The organism is Janthinobacterium sp. NFX145 (genome assembly GCF_049810325.1).
GTDB lineage: Bacteria > Pseudomonadota > Gammaproteobacteria > Burkholderiales > Burkholderiaceae_D > Janthinobacterium > Janthinobacterium rivuli.
Genome location: NZ_CP187360.1, coordinates 5,335,071 through 5,352,721, shown reverse-complemented (window position 1 = coordinate 5,352,721; position 17,651 = coordinate 5,335,071). Strand labels below are relative to the sequence as shown.

Here is a 17,651-nt window from a genome sequence, read left to right as displayed (position 1 = left end):
TTAGCTCTGTGAAGCATAAAGTAAACAATATCCACTTTGTCGGCATTGGCGGCAGCGGCATGAGCGGCATTGCCGAAGTGCTGGTCAACCTCGGCTACAAGGTGTCGGGTTCGGACCTGGGCAGCAATGCGGCGACGCAGCGCCTGGCGAGCCTGGGCGCGACCGTCATGCTGGGCCACGCGGCCGAGAACATCGGCGACGCCGATGCGGTGGTGACGTCGGGCGCCGTCCCGCAAGACAACCCGGAAGTGGCGGCCGCGCGCGCGCGCAAGATTCCGCTGGTGCCGCGCGCCGTGATGCTCGGCGAGTTGATGCGTTTGAAACGCGGCATTGCGATTGCCGGCACGCACGGCAAGACGACGACCACCAGCCTGGTCGCTTCCGTGCTGGCGCAAGGCGGTCTCGATCCGACTTTCGTCATCGGCGGCCGTTTGACCAGCGCCGGCGCGAACGCCAAGCTGGGCTCGGGCGACTATCTGGTGGCCGAAGCCGATGAATCGGACGCCTCGTTCCTGAACCTGACGCCGATGATCGAAGTGATCACGAATATCGACGCCGATCACATGGATACGTACGAGCACGATTTTGAAAAGCTCAAGCAGGCTTTCGTGCAGTTCACGCACCGCTTGCCTTTCTATGGCCGCGCCATGCTGTGCATCGACGATCCGCACGTACGCGCCATCATCCCGTCCGTCACCAAGCCCGTCACCACCTACGGTTTCGCGGAAGACGCGCAAGTGCGCGCCATCAACGCGCGTGCCGTGGGCCTGGAAATGCATTTCACGGTGCTGCAGGAAGGCTATCCGGATCTCGACGTGGTGCTGAACCAGCCCGGCATGCACAATGTGCAGAATGCCTGCTCGGCGATCGCCATCGCGCGCGAAATCGGCATCGCCGACAGCGCCACGCAGCAAGGCCTGGCGGAGTTCTCCGGCGTGGGCCGCCGCTTCACGCGCTACGGCGACGTGGCGCTCCCGAACGGCGGCAGCTTCGCGCTGGTCGACGATTTCGGCCATCACCCTGTGGAAACGGAAGTGACCCTGGCCGCCGCGCGCGCCGCCTATCCGGGCCGCCGCCTGGTGCTGGCGTTCCAGCCGCACCGCTACAGCCGCACGCGCGACCTGTTCGAAGATTTTGTGAAAGTGCTCGGTGCGCCCGACGTATTGCTGCTGTCCGAAGTGTATGCGGCGGGCGAAGCGCCCATCGTTGCCGCCGACGGCCGCGCCCTGGCGCATGCGCTGCGCGCGCGCGGCAAGATCGAACCGATTTTCGTCGAATCCATGAAGGACATGGCCGACACCATCATGAGCGTGGCGCGCGACGGCGACGTCGTGCTGACCATGGGCGCGGGCTCGATCAGCGGCATCCCGCAACAACTGACTACGTATCCATCCAACACTGTAAAGGCCTGATGTGAACCAAGCTTCAGCTATCGATGTAAAACAATTGGGCAAGGTCGGCGTCCTGTTCGGCGGCAGTTCGGCCGAGCGCGAAGTGTCGCTGATGTCCGGCACGGGCGTGCTGGCGGCACTGAAAAGCCGTGGCGTGGACGCGCACGCGTTCGACACGGGCGAACGCAGCCTGGCCGAACTGGCCGCTGAACAATTCGACCGCGTCTTCATCGCGCTGCACGGCCGCTTCGGCGAAGACGGCAGCCTGCAGGGCGCGCTGGAACAGCTGGGCATTCCCTACACGGGCAGCGGCGTGATGGCTTGCGCGGTGGGCATGGACAAGGTTTACACCAAGATGATCTGGCTGATGCATCAACTGCCGACGCCGCAATACGCGGTGCTCGATGACAGCTCCGACCTGGCCAAGGTCGCCGCGGAACTGGGCTTGCCGCTGATCGTCAAGCCGCCGCACGAAGGTTCGAGCATCGGCATCACCACCGTCAACGAAGCATCGGCCTTCCAGGCAGCCTACGATATCGCCGCCGGTCTCGATGATTCGGTGCTGGCCGAGGAATTCATCACGGGCCGCGAATTCACCGTCGCGATCCTGGGCAAGGGCGCCACGGCGCGCGCGCTGCCGCCGATTGAGATCGTCGCGCCGCAAGGCAATTACGATTACCAGAACAAGTACTTCACGGATGACACGCAGTATTTCTGCCCGCCGCAGCTGGACCCGGCGATCGTGGCGGAGATGGAACGCATCGCGGTGGCAGCCTACCGCGCCCTCGGCTGCGAAGGCTGGGGACGGGTCGACGTGCTGATGCGCGCGGCCGACAGCAAGCTGTTCCTGCTGGAAGTGAATACCTCGCCCGGCATGACGGGTCACTCGCTCGTGCCGATGGCGGCGCGCGCGGTGGGCATCAGCTATGAAGACCTGTGCCTGGAAATCGTCGCTGGCGCGCGTCTGAAAATGCACAAGGGACAGCACTGATATGTGGCATGACGCTAAAAGCCTCAATACGACTGCCAACGGCTTGCTGGCCGCGGTTCTGGTCGTGTGCGTGGCGGCCGGCGTCTGGTGGGTGTCGCAGCGTCCCATGTTCGACCTGCGCACGATCAAGGTGGAAAGCGCGGACGACAAGGGCCTGCGCCACGTGAATTACCTGACCCTGCGCAGCGGCACCTTGGGCCGCATCAAGGGCAACTTCTTCACGACCAACCTGGAAAGCGTGCGCGGCGTGTTTGAATCGGTGCCCTGGGTACGCCGTGCCAGCGTGCGGCGCGAGTGGCCGAACCAGCTGATCGTGGCGCTGGAAGAACACGAAGCGCTGGGCACCTGGGGCGAGGACGGGCGTTTGCTGTCGGTCAAGGGCGACGTGTTTACGGCCAATGTGGCCGAAGCGGAAGACGACCATGAATTGCCAGCGTTTGCCGGCCCCGATGGCAGCGAAAAGGAAGTACTGGCCACCTACGTGCAGCTGGCCAAGTGGTTTGCGCCGCTGAAGATGGTGCCGGAAACCCTGTCGCTGTCGAGCCGCTATGCGTGGACCGTGAAACTGGATAACGGCATGAGCGTGGCGCTGGGGCGCGAACAGAATCATACGACCCTGAAGGCGCGGGTCGACCGGCTGGTGGGCATCTATCCGCAACTGGCGAGCCGGCTGGAAAATATCGACACGATCGATATGCGCTACCAGAATGGCCTGGCGCTCAGTTCCGCCGGCCTGGTGATACCGGCCGAAGGCAAGGATGGCAAGCCAGTCATGAAGAAGAAAAACAGTAGTCCGGTTAAAAAACCGACTTAACCGAATAATTTTAATTTATAGCCCATACAGTAGGCGACAGAAATGACAAAAGACGCGAAAAACCTGATCGTCGGCCTCGACATCGGCACCTCGAAAGTGGTGGCGGTGGTAGCCGAAGTGATGTCCGACGGGCGCCACGAAGTGATCGGGCTGGGCCAGCACGAATCGAAGGGCCTGAAAAAAGGCGTGGTGGTCAATATCGAGGCCACGGTGGAGTCCATCCAGCGTGCGCTGGAAGAGGCCGAGCTGATGGCTGATTGCAAGATCCGCAATGTGTACGCGGGCATTGCGGGCAGCCATATCCGCAGCTTCAATTCCAGCGGCATGGTGGCCATCAAGGATAAGGAAGTGACGGCGACCGACGTGGCGCGCGTCATCGAGACGGCAAAAGCGGTTAACATTCCGACCGATCAGCAATTGCTGCACACGGTGCCGCAAGAGTTCATCGTCGACAGCCAGGAAGATGTGCGCGAGCCTATCGGCATGAGCGGCATCCGCCTGGAGGTGAAGGTGCATATCGTCACCGGCGCCGTGTCGGCGGTGCAGAACATCGTCAAGTGCGTGCGCCGCTGCGGCCTGGAAGTATCGGACCTGATCCTGCAGCCGATGGCGTCCGCCGATGCGGTGCTCACGCCCGACGAGAAGGAACTGGGCGTGGTGCTGATCGACATCGGCGGCGGCACGACCGATGTGGCGGTATTTTCCGATGGCGCGATCCGCCATACGGCAGTCATCCCCATCGCCGGCGACCAGATCACCAACGACATCGCCATGGCCTTGCGCACCCCGACCGCGGAAGCGGAAGAAATCAAGATCCGCTATGGCGTGGCCAAGCAGGTCCTGGCCGACCCTGGCGAATCGCTGGAAGTGCCTGGACTGGGCGACCGCGGCCCGCGCAACCTGTCGCGTCAGGCGCTGGCGGCAGTGATCGAACCGCGCGTCGAAGAACTGTTCGCCATGGTGCACCAGGTGGTGCGCGAATCCGGCTACGAAGGCGTGCTGTCGTCGGGCATCGTGCTCACGGGCGGCACCTCCATCATGCCCGGCATGGTGGAAATGGCGGAAGACATTTTCCTGAAACCGGCGCGCCTTGGCACGCCCGAGTATCGGGGCCAGCTGGCCGACGTGGTGCGCAGTCCGCGCTATGCCACGGTGCTTGGCTTGCTGCTGGAAGCGAAGAAGCAATACCTGCGCGGCCACATCGTGACGCGTCAGGACGGCTCGGTGAAGGCAGTCTGGCAGCGCATGAAGGAATGGTTTTTAGGGAATTTTTAAGGGCATGATTTGCGCCCGGCAGTACAGGTTTTTTGGCAGCATCGCAGGTACACACACATAACTTTATTTTATATTTAACCGCAGTTTTCAATCTCCAGTTCTCCTACCAATATGAGGCCTGGCGCTTGGAAACCGCATCTGATAGGAGCACATCATGGAGTTCGATATGGTCGATAACACAGCTTTAGGTACCGTCATCAAGGTCGTCGGCGTCGGCGGTGCGGGTGGCAATGCAGTCCAACACATGATCAACAAAGGCATGTCGGGTGTGGAGTTCATTGCCGCCAACACCGACGCACAGGCCCTGTCGACATCGAAAGCCCACAACATCATCCAGATCGGCGATACCGGTCTGGGCGCCGGCATGAAGCCTGCCGTCGGCCGCCAACTGGCCGAAGAATCGCGCGCGCGCATCGCCGATTCGCTGCGCGGCGCGCACATGGTCTTCATCGCCGCCGGCATGGGCGGCGGCACGGGCACGGGCGCCGCTCCCATCGTGGCCGAAGTGGCCAAGGAACTGGGCGCGCTGACGGTGGCCGTGGTATCGAAACCGTTCTCGTACGAAGGCCAGAAGTGCATGGACATCGCCGACGAAGGCCTGGAGCAGCTGTCCCTGCACGTCGACTCGCTGATCATCATCCTCAACGAAAAGCTGGAAGAGATCTACGAAGACGAAAGCATGCTGGAATGGATGCAGCACGCCGATGATGTGCTCAACAACGCGGTGGCCGGCATTGCCGAGATCATCAACGTGCCTGGCCATATCAACGTCGACTTCAACGACGTGAAAACCATCATGGGCGAGCAGGGCAAGGCCATGATGGGCACGGCGACGGCGTCCGGCGTCGATCGCGCGCGTATCGCCGCCGAACAGGCTGTCGCTTCGCCGCTGCTGGACGGTATCGACCTGTCCGGCGCGCGCGGCGTGCTGGTCAACGTCACGGCCAGCCGTGGCTTGAAAGGTAAAGAGATCAAGGAAGTCATGGCTGCCGTGCGCGCGTTTGCCGCGCCGGACGCGTCGATCGCGCAGGGTATCGCCTACGACGACGCCATGGGCGACGACATCCGCGTGACCGTGGTGGCCACGGGTCTGGGCCGTGCGAAGAAAAACATCCAGCTGGTACCGCAGCAAGTGCTGCGCACCGGTACCCACAACAGCCCGTTGACCCCGTCGGCTGCCATGGGTAGCGCGCAGGCGGCGACGACGACGGTTGGCGTGGCCACGCCGGCCGCCGGTTTCGACGGCATGAAGGCGCCGGCGGTATGGCGCCGCGAATCGGCTTCCGAGCAAGTGCGCGCGATGGAAAAGAATGGCATGGAGACGTACGACATTCCAGCCTTCCTGCGCAAACAGGCTGACTAAGGTGGTTTGATGTATGCAACGATGACGGCGGCCTGAGGGTCGCCGTTTTTTTTGCCGGTTTTTGACTTTTGACTTTGCCTTTCCGGCCATTTTCTGCACAAATACGGCAAGTCAGGCATACTATCGCGCAGTGTCGGCATCATGCCGGCAGCATCCTCAACCGACAGTACACAAGGAGTCAACATGACCATCAAGATCGGCGACACCCTGCCAGAAGGCACCCTGGCCGAATTCATCGAAAGCGAAACCGAAGGTTGCGCACTGGGCCCGAACACGTTCAACGTGCAAGACCTGGTCAAGGGCAAGAAGATCGCCATCTTCGGCCTGCCAGGCGCCTACACCCCGACCTGCTCCGCACAGCACGTGCCAGGCTACGTGCAGCACGCTGCCGACCTGAAAGCTGCGGGCGTCGATGAAATCTGGTGCATCTCCGTCAACGACGCGTTCGTGATGGGCGCCTGGGGCCGCGATCAGAAAGCCACCGGCATCGTGCGCATGATGGCTGACGGTAATGCCGCCTACAGCAAGGCACTGGGCCTGGACGCTGATTTCTCCAAGCACGGCATGGGCACGCGCTCGCAGCGCTACTCGCTGCTGGTCGACAATGGCGTCGTGACGCAATTGAACATCGAGCAAGGCGGCAAGTTTGAAGTGTCGAATGCGGAAACCTTGCTGGGCCAGCTGGCTTAAGCAGAGCGTAGGCTGGGTAGGCCTGTGTAGGCCGGCGTAGGTCGGCTTAGCGCAGCGTAAGCCGACGTGCTACGTTCGCACCGCGTTTGCTTCAGCATTGTTGGATTACGCGCGCTGCGCTAATCCAACCTACCCAACCTACCCAAGCTACGCAAAAAAAACGGCGCCATCGGCGCCGTTTTGACGTTTACTGTACCGACGGTTTCGTCGCCTCGAACATGGCCGCATCGATGCTGAACGAATAATCGTCCTGCAGCGCGAAATATCTTCTCGCTTCCTCGGGTGCGCCATCGAACAGGTTGCGGATGGCCGCCACGCGCTCGCTCGGCGTGCGCATGCGCGCCACCCATTCATCGAACTGCATCGTCAGTTTCCACACGCTGCGCAAGCTGTGGCTAAAACCTGCGTTGTCGAACTTGGCGCCCCATTCGCAGGTGCGGTAGTCGCGCACGTGGGACGCGTCGCGCAGCATTTCCACGGCCTGCAAGGTGCTGTCGTACAGGGCCGTTTTCGGCGCGACGATGTCGATCACGAGCAAGGTGCCGTTCGGGCGCAGCACGCGCCACGCTTCCGCCAGGGCTCCTGCCACGTTGTTCCAGTGGTGCGCGGAAAAGCGCGTGACGACCATATCGAAACTGGCGTCGGCAAACGGCAGGCGGGCCACGTCGCCCTGCTGCGTGCTGATGTTGTGCAAGCCGCGCTGCGCCTTCGCGTGGTCGACGACGTCGAGCATGGGCTGCGCCAGGTCGTAGGCGACCACCGATTGCGCCACGGGAGCGACGGCAAAGCTGGCGTGGCCAGCGCCGCAGCCCAGGTCGAGCACCACCGGTTTGCCATGGCGGCGCGCGCATTCCTGCATCAGCACCAGGTCGGCGCCTTGCGCGTGGACGGCGCTGCTCAGGTAGGCATTGGCTGTTTTGCCAAACTGTTCGGTAACGACATCGTGCTGCTGCATGGTTTTCTCCTGGTGATGGGTGAGTTCCTGCAGAATAGGGATAAAATTATCCTGTAACAAGACCATAACTTATACTGGTATATCTACTACCATGCAGCCTTGCCATGTCGAACAAACTCGCTGAATTCATCCGCGCCCGGCGCGAAGCCGTCACCCCCGCCATGGCTGGCTTGCCCGGCGGCGGGCGGCGGCGCACACCGGGCTTGCGGCGCGAAGAGCTGGCGCAGCTGTGCGACGTCAGTCCCACGTGGCTGACGTGGCTGGAGCAGGGCCGGCCCGTGTCGGCGTCGGCCAAGATGCTGGCCCGCCTGGCGCAGGTGCTGCAGCTGAGCGCGGCCGAGCGCGCCTATCTGTTCGAGGTGGCCGACAAGCATGACCCCAGCCATGGCGCAGGCGAGGGCGGGGGGCCTGCCAGCGCCGAACTGGCCGCCATCGTGTCCGCCATTGACGCGCCCGCGTACGTCCTCGACCGGGAATGGAATGCCGTGGCGTGGAACGGGGCGGCGTCCACCTTGTTTGCGGGCTGGCTGCAGGCCGGGGAGGACGCGCCGAACCAGCTGCGCTTCATGTTCCTCGATGCGGCTGCGCGCGAGCTCGTCGTCGGCTGGCCCGAGCGGGCGCGCCGCCTGGTGGCGGAGTTCCGCGCCGATATCGGTCGCCACGCAGACCAGGCGCCACTGGCCGGCCTGATCGCGGAACTGGCGCAGGCCAGCGTGGAGTTCCGCCAGTGGTGGGGCGCGCAGCAGGTGCAGGGCCGCGATGGGGGATTGCGCCGCTTCCAGCATGCGCAGCAGGGGCTGCTGGAGTTCAACCAGGTGACCCTGCACCTGGCGCGCCAGCATGAACTGAAGCTGGTGATGCTGTTGCCTGTGTCGTAGACGTCACTCGCGTGCTTGCCAGGTCCCGGCTTGCTCGTGCCGCTCTGCACCTGCAATGCGCGCTTGCATGGCTGCTGTCATGTGGACATTGCGCTGGGCGTCAACCATCAGCACTTCTTTCAGGTCGAGTTTTTCCGCCATCGCTTGCCAGTCTCGGGGGCCGGTGATGAACAGCGGTTTGGAGTGGCCGTCCGAGCGCAGGCCAGGGTCGCGGCCGCCGCTGGCGATGATGGTGACCGAAGCGACCAGATCGATCGGGTAGCCGCTGCGCGGGTCGATGATGTGCGGGCGGCGCTTGCCGTCCTTCATGAAGTAGCGTTCATAGTCACCGCTGGTGCCGATCGCTTCGTTGTCGCGCAAAGCGATCTGCGCAACTGTCCCGGCGCCACGCGGATCGCGGATGCCGACCTGCCACGGTCGTTCGCCGGGCTGGCCGATGGCGATGACGTTGCCACCGATGTTGACCAGCGCCGCCTTGACGTGCGCTTCGCGCAGCAGCGCGGCGGCGCGGTCGAGCGCGTAACCTTTGGCGTAGCCGCCGAGGTCGATCATGACGGCAGGGTTGACGCTGCTGATGATGTTGCCGTTGTAACGCAGGTCGGACAGCGATGGCCGCGCGTCGACCCAGCGCTTGATCTCGGCGGCCGGCGGTCCCTGCGCGCCGATGTCGTTTTTCTGGAAGCCCCACAGCCTGATCAGACGCCCAATGGTGGGGTTGAACAGCAGGCCGGAACGCACTGACAGCTTCTCGGCCGATTTTAGCAGGCCGACCATTTCAGCGTCGGCGCGCATTGGCTCGCCTTTGGCGATGCTATCGTTGAGGGCGGTGAGCATGCTTGGCTCCCACGCGTGGAATTTACGGTGCAGGCGATCGAATTCTCTCAATACCTCGGCGCCAAGCAGGTCGGCGCGCTGCTGCGAACCACCGTAGATGGTGATGTCGACCGTGGTGCCGAACACGTGGCCCCGGGTTTTGTAGAGGCGTTCCTCGCCGGAACAAGCAGTCAGGAACAGCAGTAGCGCCAGCAGCGTGCGGGTGAACATGGAATGTCTCCGGGTGTGGCCGCCGCGCGCAGGCGGCGGCCAGCAGTTTTAATTGCTCTTGGCGACCATGTAGTCGACCAGTGCTTTCACTTCATCATCCTTCAGGCCTGGATTGCCGCCGCGTGGCGGCATCATTTTCACGCCGTTGATGGCGCTCAGGTACAGCGCCGGCTTGCCTTTGGCGATACGCGGTTTCCATCCCGCCTTGTCGCCAACCTTGGGCGCGCCCATGATGCCGCTGCCGTGGCAGGCCAGGCAGGTGGTGGAGTAGGTTTTCTCAACCTTGGCGGCGTCCGGCGCGGCGGCGGCGCTGGTGGCAGAGGTGATGGCTGCCAGCATTGCTGCCAGTGCAAGTAGTTTCTTCATGGTCTGTCTCTTTTCAAAAGTAAGTCGGCAAATGCCGGGGTAAAAACGGACCGGCGCTTTCCGCCGAACGGCAATGCCGGCCCAGGCGGTGGTGCTTCAATGCGCCATGGCGTGCGTCGGCATGGCGCCGCTGGCTTCGTTCAGCAGGGCCGGCGTGATCTGCTTGAAGCGCAGCACGCGGCCGCCTTCCTTGCGAACAAACGCTTCCGCGTCCACCTGCCGGCTGAACGAGGCGATGGCCGGGCCCATCGAGCCCTGCGCCTTGCTGCCTAATACATAGAGCGCGTCGTGTGCCCCGATCCAGTGGCCTTGCGGCTGTTGCCAGTTGGCGCTGCCCATGTCCTGCACGTAGAAGGCGCTGGTGGCGCGACGCTGTTCCGGCGCCAGCATTTCACCGAGCAGTTCTTTTACGTCACAGAAGTAGCTGGTCTTGCCGTCGGCGAAGCGAACCTGCGCTTTCGGCCCGGGGAAGTCGCGCAGCAGCATGCCGTCCAGCGCACACGCGGCTTCGTCGGACGGATCAATGGCTGGCAGGTTGGTGGCGCTGTACGTGCAGGCGGCCAGCGCAAGGGTGGCCAGTGCGGCCAGCGCGCTCCTGCGCAGGTGGAAAATAGTCATGAAAATCTCCTGAGTGCGATAGAAAACGGTAAAAAAATCCAGGCTAGCATCACGCCCGACAGCAGCGCCGGGTGGGTCCAGCCTTGCGGCATCACGGTGGCCAGGCCATACATGGCTTGCGCCTGGTCCGAGCTGAACACGTTCAGCAGGCGAAATACGTCGGCCGGGTTCAGCATCAGCATGGCGGCGAACAGGCCGCTACCGAGCTGGCCCTGGCTGAGCACCATCACCCCCATCAGCAGCAGGTCGAACACCAGCACGAACAGGAACCACAGCGCCAGTGCAATGCCGCTGGCGCGGACGCGGTCGCGGGTGCTGACCGATACCAGCATGGCAATGCTGAGGAAGGCCAGTCCCATCAGCACGGCGCTGGCGACGAATTGGGCGTAGCGCCAGCCCTCGGCCACAGTCAGTTGCGAGAACAGCGGCAGCAGGCCGGCGCCAAAGCCGATCGCGGTGGCGCTGGTGAGCGCCGCCGCCAGGCCGAGATATTTACCGAGCAGCACTTCCAGCGGCGTCACCGGCATCGACAGCAGCAGTTCCAGCGCACCGCGCTCACGCTCGCCGACAATCGCGTCATAGCCGAGTATCAGGGCGATCAGCGGCACCAGATAGATCACCAGGCTGGACAGGCTGGCGATGGTGGCGTCGATGCCGTGGAAACCAACCTGTCCCTGCTGGGCTGCGCCGAAGTAGGCGATGGCCAGCGCGAAGAAGGCAAACACCAGCGCCACGGCCAGCACCCAGCGGTTGCGCAGCCGGTCACGCCATTCTTTTGCGGCCAGCACGCCGACCTGGCGCCATTCAATGCGTGCGCGCATGGGTGCCTCCGTAGCCGAGAAATACTTGTTCCAATGTCGATTCCTGAATCGCGATGTCGTCGGCGCAAGCGGCCAGCTGGCGCAGCACCGCCATCTTGTCGGCCCTGGCGCAGCGCACGTGCAGCTGTTCGCCATGCACCTCCAGCGCCAGCTCCAGCGGCAACGCGGCCAGCGCCGCGCGCACGCCCGCCTGCAGCGCAGGGGCAATCGTGGCGGTAATGGTCAGCATCCGGGGCGCATGGGTACCCGTCCGCAGCTGCCTCAGCGTGCCTTGCGCGGCCACCGTGCCGCTCTGCATGATGAGCAGCTGGTCGACCCTGTGCTCGATCTCTGCCAGGATGTGCGAGGTGATGACGATGGTGGCGCCGCGGTCCTGCGCGGTGCGCAAGATGGCGTAAAAGTCGGCGATGCCTTGCGGGTCCAATCCGTTGGTCGGCTCATCGAGGAAGATCAGGTCCGGCTCGCCCAGCAGAGCCTGCGCCAGGCCGAGCCGCTGGCGCATGCCCTTGGAGTACCCCTGTACTGGCCGCGCGGCGGCATGCGTCAGGCCCACCAGGTCGAGCAACGGTGCGCAAGCAGCGCGCGCAATGTGCTTCAAGTCCGCAAAAAAGTGCAGTACTTCCTGGCCACTCAGGTTATCGTAGGTGAGAAAACTTTCCGGCAGATAGCCGACGCGCCGGCGCGTCTGGCGAAAGGCAGGTTCGGCCGCGTTCTGGCCCAGTACGTGCAGCGTGCCGGCGCAGGGCGTGATCAGACCGAGCATCAGCTTGAATAGCGTGCTCTTGCCGGCGCCATTGTGGCCGATCAGGCCGAACATGGCGCCATGGGCGATGTCAAAGCTGACGTCCTGCAGCACCGTGAGCGCGCCGTAGCGATGCCGGATGCCGCGCAGGCTGACGGCGGCTTCAGTTGTATTCGATGCGGGGAGTGATGTCATTCCATTTCTTCCAATTCTGTGAGAGCGGGCGCATGCGCGGATGGCGGTCGACTACGCTTGGCGCGCGCAGCAGCGGAAACTGACGCGCGGCAAAGCGCAGCGTCTGCAGCGCGGGGCTGGCGCCGAGCAGCTTGAGCAGCGGGTATTGCCAGTTCAGACGGTCAACCAGGTCGTTCGCTTCATACGCCACGTCACCCTGGCCGTCGCCGTTCTGGTCCCAGCCGTTGTAATTGCTCCAGTAGTTGCCTTCCTGTTTGCCCCATTCGACATCGCGCGCGGCAACAAAGCGCACCTGCTCCTGGTTGCCGATGAAGTCGTTGCCATCGACTTGGTTGTTTGACGAGCCGGCCGACAGGTGCACGCCGGTGCGGTTATTGATGATCAGGTTGTGGCGCAGCGTGTTGTACTCGGCGTCATAGATGAAAAAACCACGGTCGTTGCCGGCCACCACGTTGTCTTCGATCAGCGAGTCCTGGATGGTGCGCAGCATGATGCCGTGATCGGTATTGCCCCACGCGATATTGCGGCGCACGGTCAGGCTGCGCACCTCCATCAGCGCCAGCCCGGCCCGGCTCAGATATACCTCGTTGTCTTCCCAGGTACTGTGGTGGGTGTTCATGTAGTGCGTGCCGTAGCGGACATGGTGGATGCGGTTGTGGCGAAATTGCGCGTCGCGCGAGACGTCGACATAGATGCCGTCGCGCGTGCCGCTGATTTCGTTGCCGGTGACGCGCGCTCCGCGCGTGTCGTACACCTGGATGCCATTGCCGCGCTGCGCCGATTGCAGGTCGCGCCGGCCGGTGATGGTGTTGTTCAGCAAGCGCGCATCGTCAACGCCTTGCAGCCAGATGCCGAACAGATTGGCGACCAGTCGACAGTCGTTGATCTGTACGCGATGCGCGCCAGGCACGATATAAATGCCGGCGTTCTGCGCAGTGAGGTCCGCGCCGCTGTCGATCACGATCAGGCCGATCAGGGTGACGTCGGGGGCGGTGATGCGGATGGTGTCGCCGTGCCCTTGGCCGCTGATGATGGGATGGCTGCGCCCTTGCAGCGTCAGCGCCTTGTCGACCAGCACGTGTTCGTTATACCTGCCGGGTGCGATCAGCAGTGTGTCGCCTTTCTGCGCACTGGCGATGGCCGCATTGATCGACGTGCCCGGCGCCACTTCCAGCACGGCGGCGGCCAGGCCCGGCCCATAGCCGGCCAGTATGAATGCCAGCACCAGCGCGCGCATCAGCGCCAGCAGGGCGGAAGGCGCCAGCCTCATGCGTCTTCCTTGCCTTGCGACGGCAGCGTTGAGCGCAAGCTGTCGAGCGTAAGGAAGTAGCCGTCGGCGCCGATACGCGTCAGCGCTTCGCCCTTGGCAGCGCGCCGCTTGCGCTCTTTCACCAGCGGTGGACAGGCGTGATCGTCGTAGTACATCACCATGCAGTCCAGGCACAGCATGCATTCCATCTGATCGATTTTGCCTTGGCTGTCGATGGCGTGCGAGCCGCAACCGGCGGCGCAGGCGTGGCAGCTGGTGCATTCTGCCTTGCGCTTCAGACCGAACAGACGGAACTTGCCGGGCAGCGCCAGGCCCGCGCCCATCGGGCACAGGTATTTGCAGTAGGGGCGCTCGCTGAACAGCGACAGGCCCAGAATGGCGCCGATAAAGAGCCAGAATGGCCAGCTGCGGTTCCATACGCCGACCAGAAACGTGGTCTTGAAGGGTTCGATTTCGGCCAGATGTTCGGCCGTCTCCATTGAGAACAGGGATACGCCGATCAGGCCGAAGAAGATGGCGTACTTCAGCCAGCGCAGCTTGTCGTGCAGTGGTTTTGGCAGCAGTTTCTGCCAGCGTTTCAGGCCGATGGCGGAACCGAGTTTCAGCATCAGGTGCTGCAGCGAGCCGAATGGACATAACCAGCCGCAGAACAGGCCGCGTCCCCAGATCAGCACCGTGATGATGATGAACCACCAGAACAGGAAGATGAAGGGATCGGACAGGAACAGCTCCCAGCGCCATTGATGGATCAGCGAATGGAGCCAGGTCATGATCTGCGTGATGCTGGGCTGCGCCTTCAGGTAGAAACCGATGAAGCCGGCGCTGATGATCCACAGCACCAGCCGCGGCCAGCTGATCAAAGGCTTGTGCTTGCGCGTCGATGCACGCACCAGCCGGTCGCGTCGTGCGTACCAGATGGCGGTAAACAACAGGGTGGCGACGAACAAGCCGATTTGCGCAATCCGGTCCAGCCAGATGTTTTGCCACGCCGGGCGCGCCGTCACCACTTTCGGATGGCCGCCTTCCAGATAGCGGGCCGGCAGCCAGTATGTCTGGTCGTAGTGGGTGAAGGTCTTGGCGCCCTTGGCGTCCACCTGATTGACCAGCAGCGTCAGCGTCCAGGGCCACGCCGGATTGAAGTGTTTCGAGCGGACGATGAAGATGCCCGATTCGCGGTATTGGGGCACATCGCCGGGCTGCAGGTGATACAGATTGAGATAGTCGGTATCGCGGAAGGTGTAGGTTTCAGGATCTTGCCGCACCTGGATGCGGTCGTAGATGCCGCCGCGCACAAAGCCCGAGCCCTTGAACGATGTCTGGCCGCTGGCGATGACGAAGATCGCATGCTCGTCCGGCCTGAGGTCGCGCATCAGGCGCTGGTAGTTGTCCTCGCCCAGCAGGCTGTTGCCCAGCGTCGGCGTGTTGAGGTAGCCGAAGTAGAGATCGATGTAGTCGCCGCGTGCGCTGTCGGCGCCGACTTCGCGCGCGGTGATCGTCAGGCGGCCGACCGAGCCCTCGTCGGCCAGCTTGCCCCAGTTGAGGCGCTCGTCGAGCGGCGTGAAGCGGGCTGGCGGCCGCGCCGCCGCAGTGAAGATGCCGACCTGGCGGCCGATCTCATAGGCGCTGCGGGAAATTACCTGGTTCTCGGCGATGGCCGTCACGGTGGCGCCGCTGATCGCGTCCAATCCCACGCTGCCATCGCCGCCACGGCCAATTTCCAGCCTGGCGTCACCGCGCAGGCCGACATATTGTCCGATGAACTTGAGCAGCGCCGATTCCGGTATGCCTGCCAGCAGGATCGGTTCGGAATGCTTGATCACGCGCACGCCGGTAATGATGCCTGCGGTGTCCATGCCGATCAGTGTAATGACCGGCTTGCCGGAATAGGCGGGAATATCCACCACGTCGGTTGACAGGAAAACGTAGCCAACGAGCTTGCCGCCGGCGTCCAGCGCTTGCACATAGCGTGGAGAGCCCATGCGCTGCGAGAAGCGCTGCGCTTGCGGCATCACGTCGCGGCAGGCGGCATGCGCGCACAGGTCGGCGCCGTGCAACAGTTCGGAGGAAAGTTCAGCGTCGTAGATGCTGGCGGCGGCGATGGGCGGCGCCAGCATAGCCAGTAACATCAAGCACGACGCCAGAGAATTGAACAAGGTTTTTAAAGTAGTCGTCATGAGAATATGCCATGCCGGCTGACGCATCAGCCGGCATGGACTTGCGGGACAACTCAGGCTTCAACCAGGAAACGGCTACGCATTTCCAGATGCAGGGCGTGGCAGAAGTGCGTGCAATACAACCAGAACGCACCGGCGTGATCGGCCTTGAAAGTGACCGACTTGGTTTCCTGCGGATTGACGATAAAGTTGATGTTGTAGGTCGGGATGGCGCAACCGTGGGTCAAATCTTCGACCTTGTCGTAGTTGGTCAGGGTGAGCGTGACTTCATCGCCTTTTTTGACCTTGATGACCGGCATGCTGAACGCCGGCGCTTGCGACATCAGACGCACATGCACCTTGTTGCCCTTGCGCTCGATGCCGGCGTTTTCCGGCGTGACGGCATTCGGGAAGTCGGTCATGGTGTGGATCTGGCGCGTCTTGACCACGTCGCGGCGCACGATAATGCCATCGTGCGGTTCCGGGTAGGCAGTGTGATCGGCTATCAGTTTCATGCTGGCGCCGCTGATGTCGACCAACTGTTCGGTTTCAGGATGCAGCGGGCCGACTGGCAGGAAGCGGTCCTTGGAGAACTTGTTGCCGGAGTTGAGGTATTTGCCGTCAGCTTCCCTGGTCTCACCCATCGATGAGTAGTTATGGCCCGGCTGGTAATGCACGTCCAGCTTCTCGATGATGACCTTGGCGTTTTTGTCGCCCTTGAACTGGGCAATGGCTGCATCCACATTCCATTTGACGGCTTGGCTGTCGAGGAACAGCGAGGTATAGGCGTTGCCCCTGCCGTCGAAGGCGGTGTGCAGTGGGCCGAGGCCGATTTCCGGTTCGGCCACCACGGTGTCGCGCGGATCCTTGACGTTACCGTCGAACCACTGCAGCACCTTGCTCAATTCAATCACGGTGGCGGTCGGCGACAGCTTGCCGGAGCAGACGAAGTATTTTCCGTCCGGGCTGGCGTTGACGCCATGCGGGTTCTTGCTGACCGGGACGTACAGCGAGATCGCGCTTTTCGGATCGGCGTTGGCAGCCTTGCGGCCATCGACCACGGGGACCTTGGAACTGCCGATGGTGGTGAACTTGCCTGCCTTGACCAGGGCCTCGACGCGTTCGATATGCAGGAACACGCAGGCATCGCGCTCGGCCGCCATCATGCCGTTCAGGTCGGCGGCGTTTTCCACGTTGTACTGGTTGCAGGCGGCCAGCTTGCCGTCGTACGAGGTGGCGCACAGATCCATATTGCCGTCAACGCGCACCTGCCACATCACTTCCATGGTCTCTGCGCTGACGCAGCTGAACAACGCACCCCACTTGTCCGGATTGTCCAGGTCGCGGCCGTCGTTCGGCAGCGGGATATGGAATTCGGCGCCGCAGAACACGCGGGTGGTGTAGTCAATCTTCTGGTCGACCGGATCGCGCTTGTCAGGGAACAGGCCGTGGAAGCCGGCCACATTCGGCAGTTCGGTGATCTTGTCGCATTCCATGGTGTCCATGCGGATGCGCGCCACGCGTGAATGCAGCTTGTCGTTGATGAACAGCCAGCGGCCGTCATACGTGCCGTTCTTGTAGCTGCCGTGGACGTGGTGGGTGTCGCCGGTGATGTATTTCAGCGTACCGTCGGGCTTGGTGCCGATGATGGCTTTCGATTCATTGGTAATACCCCAGCCGACCATGCAATCGACGTTGAACACCGGGATGCGCTTGAGCGTGCGCCCGGAAGGCAGGCCGAGCACCCGCGCTTCGCCCGAATGGCCGGAACTGATGAAAGCATAGTAGTCGTCCAGCTGGCCTGGCGCGATCTCGGTGCCGTGGTGTGCGGCCGGTGCGGCAGCGCTCTTGCCGCCGGCGGCAGCTTCCTCCTTGCAGCCGGCCAGGCCCAGCGTGACGCCTGCCAGGCCCAGTGCGGCGCTCTTGCCGAGAAAGCCGCGGCGGCTCGACGGCGTGTCGTTGGTGGTATCCATCTTCTTGCTGTCCATCTCTCGTTCTCCATCGTTGCAAAATTATAAACAGGCATTTTACATACATCTTTTAAAAAAACGATGACGTGGATCAAGCATTTCAGGCACCGCCGCC

At 62.9% G+C, this 17,651-nt stretch carries 16 protein-coding genes; 7 read left to right on the top strand and 9 right to left on the bottom strand.

Translation table 11 applies throughout. From position 1 onward, the window contains the following. Positions 1-8 precede the first annotated feature (8 nt). The 6 genes from murC (at position 9) to ACPJXG_RS23870 (ending at position 6,524) form a co-directional block, all read left to right on the top strand. On the top strand, positions 9-1,412 hold the full coding sequence (gene murC / locus ACPJXG_RS23895; RefSeq protein ID WP_034748872.1) for a UDP-N-acetylmuramate--L-alanine ligase: 1,404 nt from the start codon (positions 9-11) through the stop codon (positions 1,410-1,412). A gap of 1 nt (position 1,413) precedes the next feature. Continuing rightward, positions 1,414-2,382 carry a D-alanine--D-alanine ligase gene (locus tag ACPJXG_RS23890; protein ID WP_369681707.1) on the top strand — a complete coding sequence of 323 codons (969 nt, stop codon included), beginning with the start codon at positions 1,414-1,416 and terminating at the stop codon, positions 2,380-2,382. 1 nt (position 2,383) lies between these two features. Continuing rightward, positions 2,384-3,196 (top strand): cell division protein FtsQ/DivIB, encoded by an 813-nt coding sequence (locus tag ACPJXG_RS23885; protein ID WP_035824841.1) that lies wholly within the window; start codon positions 2,384-2,386, stop codon positions 3,194-3,196. A gap of 42 nt (positions 3,197-3,238) precedes the next feature. Further along, a complete protein-coding gene (gene ftsA, locus ACPJXG_RS23880; RefSeq protein WP_010394955.1) occupies positions 3,239-4,471 on the top strand; it encodes a cell division protein FtsA in 1,233 nt (410 codons plus the stop codon). Between the two features lie 154 nt (positions 4,472-4,625). Continuing rightward, positions 4,626-5,834: a cell division protein FtsZ gene (gene ftsZ / locus ACPJXG_RS23875; RefSeq protein WP_034784974.1), complete on the top strand. Its 1,209-nt coding sequence runs from the start codon at positions 4,626-4,628 to the stop codon at positions 5,832-5,834. A gap of 183 nt (positions 5,835-6,017) precedes the next feature. After that, positions 6,018-6,524 (top strand): peroxiredoxin, encoded by a 507-nt coding sequence (locus ACPJXG_RS23870; RefSeq protein WP_425252534.1) that lies wholly within the window; start codon positions 6,018-6,020, stop codon positions 6,522-6,524. A gap of 187 nt (positions 6,525-6,711) precedes the next feature. On the opposite strand, the gene ACPJXG_RS23865 is transcribed toward ACPJXG_RS23870, so the two are convergent. Continuing rightward, on the bottom strand, positions 6,712-7,479 hold the full coding sequence (locus tag ACPJXG_RS23865) for a class I SAM-dependent methyltransferase (RefSeq protein ID WP_425252533.1): 768 nt from the start codon (positions 7,477-7,479) through the stop codon (positions 6,712-6,714). A 104-nt stretch (positions 7,480-7,583) separates the two neighbouring features. Here ACPJXG_RS23865 and ACPJXG_RS23860 point away from each other — a divergent pair, with 104 nt between their 5' ends. After that, entirely contained in the window at positions 7,584-8,357 is a 774-nt protein-coding gene (locus ACPJXG_RS23860) for a helix-turn-helix transcriptional regulator (protein WP_425252532.1), read from the top strand. 3 nt (positions 8,358-8,360) lie between these two features. Here the strand turns inward: ACPJXG_RS23860 and ACPJXG_RS23855 are convergent, their stop codons facing one another. The 8 genes from ACPJXG_RS23855 to nosZ form a co-directional block, all read right to left on the bottom strand. Next, positions 8,361-9,401: an FAD:protein FMN transferase gene (locus ACPJXG_RS23855; RefSeq protein WP_425252531.1), complete on the bottom strand. Its 1,041-nt coding sequence runs from the start codon at positions 9,399-9,401 to the stop codon at positions 8,361-8,363. Positions 9,402-9,449: 48 nt separating this feature from the next. Next, positions 9,450-9,767 (bottom strand): c-type cytochrome, encoded by a 318-nt coding sequence (locus tag ACPJXG_RS23850; RefSeq protein WP_034748852.1) that lies wholly within the window; start codon positions 9,765-9,767, stop codon positions 9,450-9,452. Between the two features lie 96 nt (positions 9,768-9,863). Beyond that, a complete protein-coding gene (locus ACPJXG_RS23845) occupies positions 9,864-10,385 on the bottom strand; it encodes a nitrous oxide reductase accessory protein NosL (protein ID WP_070305655.1) in 522 nt (173 codons plus the stop codon). Then, on the bottom strand, positions 10,382-11,206 hold the full coding sequence (locus tag ACPJXG_RS23840) for an ABC transporter permease (RefSeq protein WP_200880309.1): 825 nt from the start codon (positions 11,204-11,206) through the stop codon (positions 10,382-10,384). The genes ACPJXG_RS23845 and ACPJXG_RS23840 overlap by 4 nt, the downstream gene beginning before the upstream one ends. Further along, on the bottom strand, positions 11,190-12,143 hold the full coding sequence (locus ACPJXG_RS23835) for an ABC transporter ATP-binding protein (RefSeq protein WP_034748846.1): 954 nt from the start codon (positions 12,141-12,143) through the stop codon (positions 11,190-11,192). The genes ACPJXG_RS23840 and ACPJXG_RS23835 overlap by 17 nt, the downstream gene beginning before the upstream one ends. Further along, complete coding sequence (locus tag ACPJXG_RS23830) at positions 12,112-13,380, bottom strand: nitrous oxide reductase family maturation protein NosD (protein ID WP_425254787.1); 1,269 nt, start codon at positions 13,378-13,380, stop codon at positions 12,112-12,114. The genes ACPJXG_RS23835 and ACPJXG_RS23830 overlap by 32 nt, the downstream gene beginning before the upstream one ends. Before the next feature lie 29 nt (positions 13,381-13,409). Then, a complete protein-coding gene (locus tag ACPJXG_RS23825; RefSeq protein ID WP_425254786.1) occupies positions 13,410-15,539 on the bottom strand; it encodes a 4Fe-4S binding protein in 2,130 nt (709 codons plus the stop codon). 101 nt (positions 15,540-15,640) lie between these two features. Further along, on the bottom strand, positions 15,641-17,554 hold the full coding sequence (gene nosZ / locus ACPJXG_RS23820) for a TAT-dependent nitrous-oxide reductase (protein ID WP_051959385.1): 1,914 nt from the start codon (positions 17,552-17,554) through the stop codon (positions 15,641-15,643). Between the last annotated feature and the right edge of the window lie 97 nt (positions 17,555-17,651).